Genomic DNA, 7,149 nt, shown 5'->3' with positions numbered 1-7,149 from the left:
TTCCTTCCAGCTCATGCGGGCCGAATTCTGGCTCATTTCAAGGCCCGAAACGGCCACCCCGCCCGCGTTGGACGCCTTGCCGGGCGCATAGAGAATCCGCGCCGCCTTGAAGATGTGCACACCGTCCAGATCGGTGGGCATGTTGGCACCTTCGGCCACGGCAATGCAGCCGTTCTGCAGCAGCAGCTTCGCCTCTGCGCCGTTCAGTTCATTCTGGGTGGCGCAGGGCAAGGCCAGATCGCAGGGCACGCCCCACGGACGGGCGCCCCCACCGTGGAAGGTGGCGCCCTTGAACTCCGCCACATATTCCGAAATGCGGCCGCGCCGGTGGGTCTTGTGGGTTTTCACCCAATCAATCTTGTCCTGGGTGATGCCATCGGGATCGTGGATGAAGCCCTCGCTGTCCGACAAGGTGAGCACCTTGCCGCCCAACTGCACGATCTTTTCGGCCGCATGCGTCGCGACATTGCCGGAACCGGAAATCACCGCCGTCTTGCCGGCGACATCCATGCCCTTGGCCTTGAGCATATTCTGCAGGAAATACACCGCACCATAACCGGTGGCTTCGGTGCGGATCAGGCTGCCGCCCCATTCCAGGCCCTTGCCGGTGAGCACGCCGGTGAAATGGTTGGTGATGCGCTTGTACTGGCCGAACATGAAGCCGATCTCACGCCCGCCCACACCGATGTCGCCGGCCGGCACGTCAACGTCGGCGCCGATATGGCGATACAGCTCGGTCATGAAACTCTGGCAGAAGCGCATGATTTCATTCACGCTCTTGCCCTTGGGATTGAAATTGCTGCCGCCCTTGCCGCCGCCCATCGGCAGGCCGGTCAGCGCGTTCTTGAAGGTCTGTTCAAAGGCCAGGAACTTCAGCACGCTTTCAGTGACAGACGGGTGGAAACGAATGCCGCCCTTGTAGGGGCCGATGGCGTTGTTGTTCTGCACGCGCCAGCCGCGCTGCACGCGGATATTGTTGTTGTCGTCCTCCCAGCACACCCGGAACGACACCACACGATCCGGCTCGGCGATGCGGCGCAGGATCTGGGCTTCGTGATACTTCGGCTTGTCACTGATGAAGTCGAAAATATCTTCCGCCACTTCGGTGACCGCCTGCACAAATTCCGGTTGCCCCGGATTGCGGCGGCCCACCCCCGCAATGAATCCCGCCAGATCGACATGATCGCCAACGCCCATGATGATACTCCCCCGGTTTCGGGCTGGACGCTGCATGGCGCCGGCCTCGATTCCTGCGGTTGAATGTCAGCTCTGGCCGCTGATCTGAACACCGCAGAACAGCTAGCGTATCAGAAATTGCGCGCGCGCAAAGAGGGCGGCTCGATCAGGGCTGGGCAGAAGCGTCAAAGCTCCAAACGCCTGGCCCATCCGGCAACCCGGTCCAGCCGCCGCGGGCCAGCATGGTGGCCACATCGGCCTCGCCATGGCGCCAGTGCATCATCATGGTGGTTCGGCTGAATTCGCGGCCCTTGGCGGTGCCCTGCCAGGGCTGATCGCGATAAACCAGTTGTGCCACCACCGCCCGCCGGCCCCGCGCCAGCTTGTCGAGAAGCTGGGCATCGGCGCTTTCGCGCAGTTCGGGTGGCAGCTTGGCCGCCAGCCGTGCCCACGCCCGGCGCGGCCCGTTCAGCCGCGCCTGGGCATCGGTGGTAAAGCGGGTGCGGCTGGAAAACCGGATGTCGGCCGCCCGTTCCTCCACCTGCTCCAGCGTGTTGGGCCGCGCGCCCCGCGCCGGGAACAGATCGACCTGGAAAATGGCCAGATCATCTTCATCGTCGTGATCCAGCACATGATCGAGCGGGGTGTTGGAGACCAGGCCGCCATCCCACCACAATTGGCCATCAATTTCCACCGGCGGCAGGCCCGGCGGCAGCGCGCCCGATGCCATCACGTGGCGCACATCCAGCCGCTGCTGGCTGGAGCAGAAATAGTTGAAATTGCCGGTTTCGACATTGACCGCGCCAACCGCAAACCGCACCGCGCCGCTGTTCAGCAGTTCCCAATCGATCAGTTCTTCCAGAGTCGCCTTCAAGGCACTGGTATCATAAAGCGCGATCTGGCCCGGCCACCAACCCGGCAGCCACGGCCAACGCGGGCTGAAGAAACCCGGCGCGCCCAGCATGGCGGTCGCGGTCGCTGCCAATTGATGCCGCAACCCTTCGGAATTGTTGTTGCCGCTGGCTTCACTGGCCAACCACGACAACGCCGGGCTGCCGGTCACACGTTCCCAGAAGGCCATCAACCGTTCGCGCCGGCGGGCGGGCGGATTGCCGGCGATCAGCGCGCCGTTGATGGCACCGATGGAGATGCCGGCAATAATTTCCGGGCAATAGCCTGCCTCATCCAGCGCGGCGAACACACCGGCCTGATAGCTGCCGAGCGAGCCGCCACCCTGCAACACCAGCACCGGCTGGCCGGGCAAGCTGGGGATGCTGCTCATCAGGCAGCCGTCAATTCGGGTGCCGACTGATGCGCCGCGATCAGAAAGCGATCATCATGATCCCACGGGTGAAAACCGGGGCGGAAATAGCTGGCCCATGCGAACGCCACCTGCCGCAGCACACCGGGGCTGCCCAGCAGATACCACCACAGTCGCGCCTTGGCCCGCCAGCCGCTGATGCCATCTTGCGCCAACATCGCCAGCGCATCCTTCACCCGATTGGCGACGAAATTGCGCGATACGCGCAGGAACACCAGGCTGCGGATCGCCCAGCGTTTCGCCGGTTTCAGGCTGCGGGTGATGTGCATGTAGGTATCAAAGGCGACACCCTTGTGCTCGATCTCTTCAATGGCGTGCCACGTCCACATCGCCCGCGCTTCGGCGCTGGCGCCATCAAACTGCCGTCCGCCGCGCGCCAGCATGGCGTGGGCAAAGATCGCGGTGAAATGTTCAAGGCTCACCGTGACCAGCAGTTGCGCCACCGGGTGGGTGGTGCGGGCCTGCACCAAGCTGTCGCTGATGCGCTTGTCGATGGCGGCGATGTCATAGCCGGCGTCGGTCACCTGCCGGTTGAAGGCGACATGTTCGCGGGTGTGATGGGCTTCCTGACGCACAAAGGCATCAATCTGCGCGGCAAGCTCTGCTGGCACCTGATCCCGAAAGCGCCGCACCGTCTCGATGAAGAAGGCCTCGCCAGCCGGGAAACTGGCCGACAGCGCATTGTGCCAGGCCGTGGCAACAGGATCGTCGCCCAGCCACCAGCGGCCACGCACTTCATCGCGGCCAAAGCGCAGATTGCGCGGAATGATGGCCAGATCGGCCGGCGCGGCTGATGCCATCACTGCACCGCCAGCAGTTCAACTTCGAACAACAGCGTCGCGCCCGGCGGGATCACGCCGCCCGCCCCGCGCTCGCCATAGCCGGCTTCCGGCGGCACGATCAGCGTGCGCTTGCCGCCGATCTTCATGCCGGCAACGCCTTCATCCCAGCCCAGAATGACCTCACCCAGGCCCAACGTGAAGATGAACGGCTGGCCACGATCGCGCGAGGAATCAAACTTGGTGCCCTTGCCGCCGTCCACATAAAGCCAGCCGGTGTAATGCACCGCCACGGCGCGGCCCGATTCCGCCACAACGCCGGCGCCAGCCTTGTCTTCGGTCACGCGGGTGCCGCCGGGCAGCACAGCCTGTTGGGCAACGGCCGTGGTGGCAGCCAGCGCGGCAACAGAGGCAGCCAAAGCGGCGATGGAGGCGGCAGAAGACATCGGATTTTTCCCAACATTGCAGTGCAGCGCAGATGTGGCCGCAGTTGCGCCGGCAATCAAGGGGCTGTTCGACCGCCTATGCCCAAACGATGTTGCAGAAATTCGATTGTCTTGGTCTCGGCCGCCTTGCCGGGGCCGGAATCGGGCAAATGGATGGTCAGCACGCTGTGCGGCGCCATGCCGGTGTCTTTGCGGGCAACCGCGTCGTCCAGTTCGATGGATTCGACCCGGCCCGGAAATTCACGTTCATAGCGGCGGAAACGGGCGTCGGGCACCAGCTTGTCGGACCGGTAACGCAGCGTCAGCAGCGACAGATCCTCCGCTTCAAAGCGGCGACGGGCGCAGGCGATTTCCGTTGGCGTTGCATCGATGCTGCCGGTCTTGCCCCCCATCAGCGGCAAGCTGGGTTGGGACAGTACGGGGGCAATGACGCTGGGTTCGGTCATCATCGCCAGCGCAAAACCGCCGGTGAAACACATGCCGATCGCGCCCACGCCGGGCCCGCCGCATTCTTCATGGGCCTGCCTGGCCAGCGCCCGCAGCCAATCGACGATCGGGCTGGAACGGCCATCGGACCAGACCGAAAACTCGCGCCGGATACAGATGTTGAGGAACAACTGCTTCACTGCCGCGGCCTTGGTTGGAACCGAACCCGGCATGCCGAACAGGCTGGGGCAGAATACGGTCATGCCGGCTTCGGCCAACCGATCGGCAAAATCGATGACCAGCGTGTGGAGGGCGGGCACTTCGTGGATCACGATCACAGCCGGGCCCTGTCCGCGCCGATAGACGGGCCGGGTGTAGGGACCGGCGGTGAAATCGGTCAGGCTGTAGTCGGACAATGGCATGGATGCTTCCCCCTATGGGTGAGAGTGCGACGGCGGCTGTAAGTTGGCAAGGTGCGGTGATGATGGGCGCGGCCGGCGGCAGAGCCGCCGAGTCCGCTTGGGGGAGAGTAAGGAAGAAGTAAGAAAAGAGCGTGGCGGAGCCACGCCGTCAGACGAGTCAAGAAGGGCGGCTGAATGGCCGCCCTTTTGCTCGCTGGCCGGCCATGCGCGTGTAGGGCGCCAGTGCTGCGCACTGCCGCCACGCCGCGCAGCGGCGTGGTGGGTCCTTCGGGACTTGAACCCGAAACCTACCGCTTAAAAGGCGGTCGCTCTAACCGATTGAGCTAAGGACCCCCAACAACGCGGGGCGCGCGCATCAGGCGCGGGGCAGGCCTTTAGGGCGAAGCTGCCGCGCGTGCAACTGTCTTGCTGTCAGATTGAACCGCGGGTGCCGCCAGCCGGGCGCGACGGTGACCAGCGGATCAAGCACGAAGCGCCTTTGCGCCAAACGCGGATGCGGCACATTGAGGCCCGGCGCCTGCATCACCAACGCGCCCGACGCAAGAATATCAAGGTCGAGCACGCGATCACCCCAGCGCCGACCAGCGCGGCGGCCAAAGCGGCGTTCCAGGGCTTTCAATGCATGCAGCAGGTCTGGCAGGCTCCCGCTCCACGCCAGCGCCGCCACGGCATTGGCATAACGCCGGCTGCCCGGCCCGATGGGATCGGTTTCGAACATCGGCGATACCTTCAGCACGGTTCCCAACTGCGCCAGTTCGGCCAGCGCCGCGCGCACCACGCCGGCCGGCCGGCCATGGCGGCCGTGACAGCGGTTGGATCCCAGCGCGACAAGGGTGATTGCCATATGCGCCCAGACCCCTACAGGCATCTGCCATGACAATCGACAGCCACTTTGCCGCGATCCCCCAGCCCCACCCCGGCACGCCGCCACAGGATTGCGCGCTGTGCCCGCGCCTGGTCGACTATCGCGCCGAACAAGTGACCCGCCACACCGGCTGGTGGAACGCACCGGTGCCACCGCTGGGCGATGCCGGGGCTTGGGCAGCCATCATCGGCCTCGCCCCCGGCCTGAAAGGCGCCAACCGCACCGGCAAGCCGTTCCACGGCGATGAAGCCGGCAAACTGCTGTTTGGCACACTGGCCGAACTGGGGCTGGCCACGGAAACACCTGAACGCTGGAATGCACCGGGCCTGTTCATCACCAATGCGGTGGCCTGCGCCCCGCCCGGCAATCTGCCTGATACGGCCGAAAAACACGCCTGCCGGCCCTATCTCGCCGAACAACTCGCCGCGCTGCCTGGCCTGAAAGTGGTGGTGGCCTTGGGCGAAACCGCGCACCAGGCCGCGATCAAGGCGCTGGGCGGCAAATTGCCCAAATATCGGTTTGGCCACGGCGTGATGCACAAATTGCCGTCGGGCGTGATGCTGGTGGACAGCTATCATTGCAGCCGATTGAACATCAACACCGGCCTGCTGACGCCGGAAATGTTCAAGGCTGCATTGGCGTCAACACTCGCCTATCGGCCCTGAGGCGCGTCAGATATCCTGCGCCAGCCGCGTGTAGAGTTCGGGCCGGCGATCACGGAAAAAGCCGAAGGCGGCGCGGTGGCGGGCGGCGAGATCAAGGTTGAAGGTCGCCTTCACCACGCCCGGCGCCCGATCATCCAGATCATCAACGATATCGCCGCGTTGATCGCAGGCAAAGCTGGTGCCGTAAAATGTCTGCGCGTGGCGCGTCCCGGCTTCTTCGGTGCCGACGCGGTTGCAGGCCAGCACGGGCACGACGTTGGAAACGGCATGGCCCACCATCGCGCGCCGCCACAGCCGGCGCGTGTCGAGTTCGGGATCGTGCGGTTCAGTGCCGATGGCGGTGGGATACAGCAGCACTTCAGCGCCCATCAGCATCATGGCGCGAGCGGTTTCAGGATACCATTGATCCCAGCAGATGCCGACGCCGATCACGCCATGCCGTGTTGGCCACACCTTGAAACCGGTATTGCCGGGGCGGAAATAGAATTTTTCCTCATAGCCCGGCCCGTCGGGGATATGGCTTTTCCGATAGACGCCCATCACATTGCCGCCGTCGTCGATCATGGCCAGGCTGTTGTAATGATGATGCCCGTCCTTTTCGAAGAAAGAACACGGGATGTGGGTCTTGGTCTCCAGCGCCACTTCGCGCATGGCGGCCACGGCCGGATGCTTGTCCAGCGGCATGGCATTGACAAACAGGCCTTCGTCTTCATGCCGGCAGAAATAATGGCCTTCGAACAATTCGGGCGGCAGCACGACATCGACGCCGTCAGCCGCGGCGCGAACCGCGGCGGCGGTCATGGCGATATCGGCATCGCGATTGCCGGAAAAGGCCAGTTGCAGGCCGGCGACAGTGATGGTGCGGGTCATGCGGGTAGTCCTGGATCACGAGGGGTGAACCCCTCACCCCGCTCGCCTACGGCGAGTCGACCCGCTCCCGCCCGGGGGGGGGGGGGTATTTCGGCGGCGGCGGCGTGGTGCCGGGGGGACTTACCCCGCCGGCGGGGATATGATAGGCGCGCCTGCCGAGACCCGCACGGGGGGGGGAA

8 protein-coding genes and 1 tRNA gene are annotated in these 7,149 nt (G+C 64.6%); 1 reads left to right on the top strand and 8 read right to left on the bottom strand.

The window, feature by feature from the left end:
* The 7 genes from gdhA to folK all read right to left on the bottom strand — a co-directional run.
* Positions 1–1,197: NADP-specific glutamate dehydrogenase (gene gdhA / locus RMO81_RS07325; RefSeq protein WP_310475154.1), on the bottom strand; the 1,197-nt coding region annotated here is incomplete at its 3' end.
* 145 nt (positions 1,198–1,342) lie between these two features.
* On the bottom strand, positions 1,343–2,458 hold the full coding sequence (locus RMO81_RS07320; RefSeq protein ID WP_310475153.1) for a patatin-like phospholipase family protein: 1,116 nt from the start codon (positions 2,456–2,458) through the stop codon (positions 1,343–1,345).
* Positions 2,458–3,297: a metal-dependent hydrolase gene (locus RMO81_RS07315; RefSeq protein ID WP_310475152.1), complete on the bottom strand. Its 840-nt coding sequence runs from the start codon at positions 3,295–3,297 to the stop codon at positions 2,458–2,460. The genes RMO81_RS07320 and RMO81_RS07315 overlap by 1 nt, the downstream gene beginning before the upstream one ends.
* Positions 3,297–3,722: an FKBP-type peptidyl-prolyl cis-trans isomerase gene (locus tag RMO81_RS07310; RefSeq protein WP_310475151.1), complete on the bottom strand. Its 426-nt coding sequence runs from the start codon at positions 3,720–3,722 to the stop codon at positions 3,297–3,299. Before RMO81_RS07310 ends, RMO81_RS07315 begins: the two co-directional genes overlap by 1 nt.
* A gap of 56 nt (positions 3,723–3,778) precedes the next feature.
* Positions 3,779–4,570: a dienelactone hydrolase family protein gene (locus RMO81_RS07305; protein ID WP_310475150.1), complete on the bottom strand. Its 792-nt coding sequence runs from the start codon at positions 4,568–4,570 to the stop codon at positions 3,779–3,781.
* A gap of 256 nt (positions 4,571–4,826) precedes the next feature.
* Positions 4,827–4,903 (bottom strand) — tRNA-Lys (locus RMO81_RS07300).
* Between the two features lie 22 nt (positions 4,904–4,925).
* Entirely contained in the window at positions 4,926–5,414 is a 489-nt protein-coding gene (folK, locus tag RMO81_RS07295; protein WP_310475149.1) for a 2-amino-4-hydroxy-6-hydroxymethyldihydropteridine diphosphokinase, read from the bottom strand.
* 29 nt (positions 5,415–5,443) lie between these two features.
* On the opposite strand from folK, the gene RMO81_RS07290 reads away from it, so the two are divergent.
* The gene (locus tag RMO81_RS07290; protein WP_310475148.1) at positions 5,444–6,100 is read left to right on the top strand and encodes a uracil-DNA glycosylase; all 657 of its coding nucleotides are present in this window, start codon (positions 5,444–5,446) and stop codon (positions 6,098–6,100) included.
* 6 nt (positions 6,101–6,106) lie between these two features.
* Here RMO81_RS07290 and RMO81_RS07285 read toward each other — a convergent pair whose 3' ends face one another.
* Positions 6,107–6,970: a nitrilase-related carbon-nitrogen hydrolase gene (locus tag RMO81_RS07285; RefSeq protein WP_310475147.1), complete on the bottom strand. Its 864-nt coding sequence runs from the start codon at positions 6,968–6,970 to the stop codon at positions 6,107–6,109.
* Positions 6,971–7,149 lie beyond the last annotated feature (179 nt).

This window comes from Sandarakinorhabdus sp. (assembly GCF_031422795.1).
Lineage (GTDB): Bacteria > Pseudomonadota > Alphaproteobacteria > Sphingomonadales > Sphingomonadaceae > Sandarakinorhabdus.
Note: the sequence above shows the minus strand (reverse complement) of the source record. Positions and strands in the feature narration are given on the sequence as shown.

Coding starts and splice junctions, on each gene's coding strand:
- RMO81_RS07305 (WP_310475150.1), bottom strand. CDS start 4,570: ATGCCATTGTCCGACTACAGCCTGACCGATTTCACCGCCGGTCCCTAC.
- folK (WP_310475149.1), bottom strand. CDS start 5,414: ATGGCAATCACCCTTGTCGCGCTGGGATCCAACCGCTGTCACGGCCGC.
- RMO81_RS07290 (WP_310475148.1), top strand. CDS start 5,444: ATGACAATCGACAGCCACTTTGCCGCGATCCCCCAGCCCCACCCCGGC.
- RMO81_RS07320 (WP_310475153.1), bottom strand. CDS start 2,458: ATGAGCAGCATCCCCAGCTTGCCCGGCCAGCCGGTGCTGGTGTTGCAG.
- RMO81_RS07310 (WP_310475151.1), bottom strand. CDS start 3,722: ATGTCTTCTGCCGCCTCCATCGCCGCTTTGGCTGCCTCTGTTGCCGCG.
- RMO81_RS07285 (WP_310475147.1), bottom strand. CDS start 6,970: ATGACCCGCACCATCACTGTCGCCGGCCTGCAACTGGCCTTTTCCGGC.
- RMO81_RS07315 (WP_310475152.1), bottom strand. CDS start 3,297: ATGGCATCAGCCGCGCCGGCCGATCTGGCCATCATTCCGCGCAATCTG.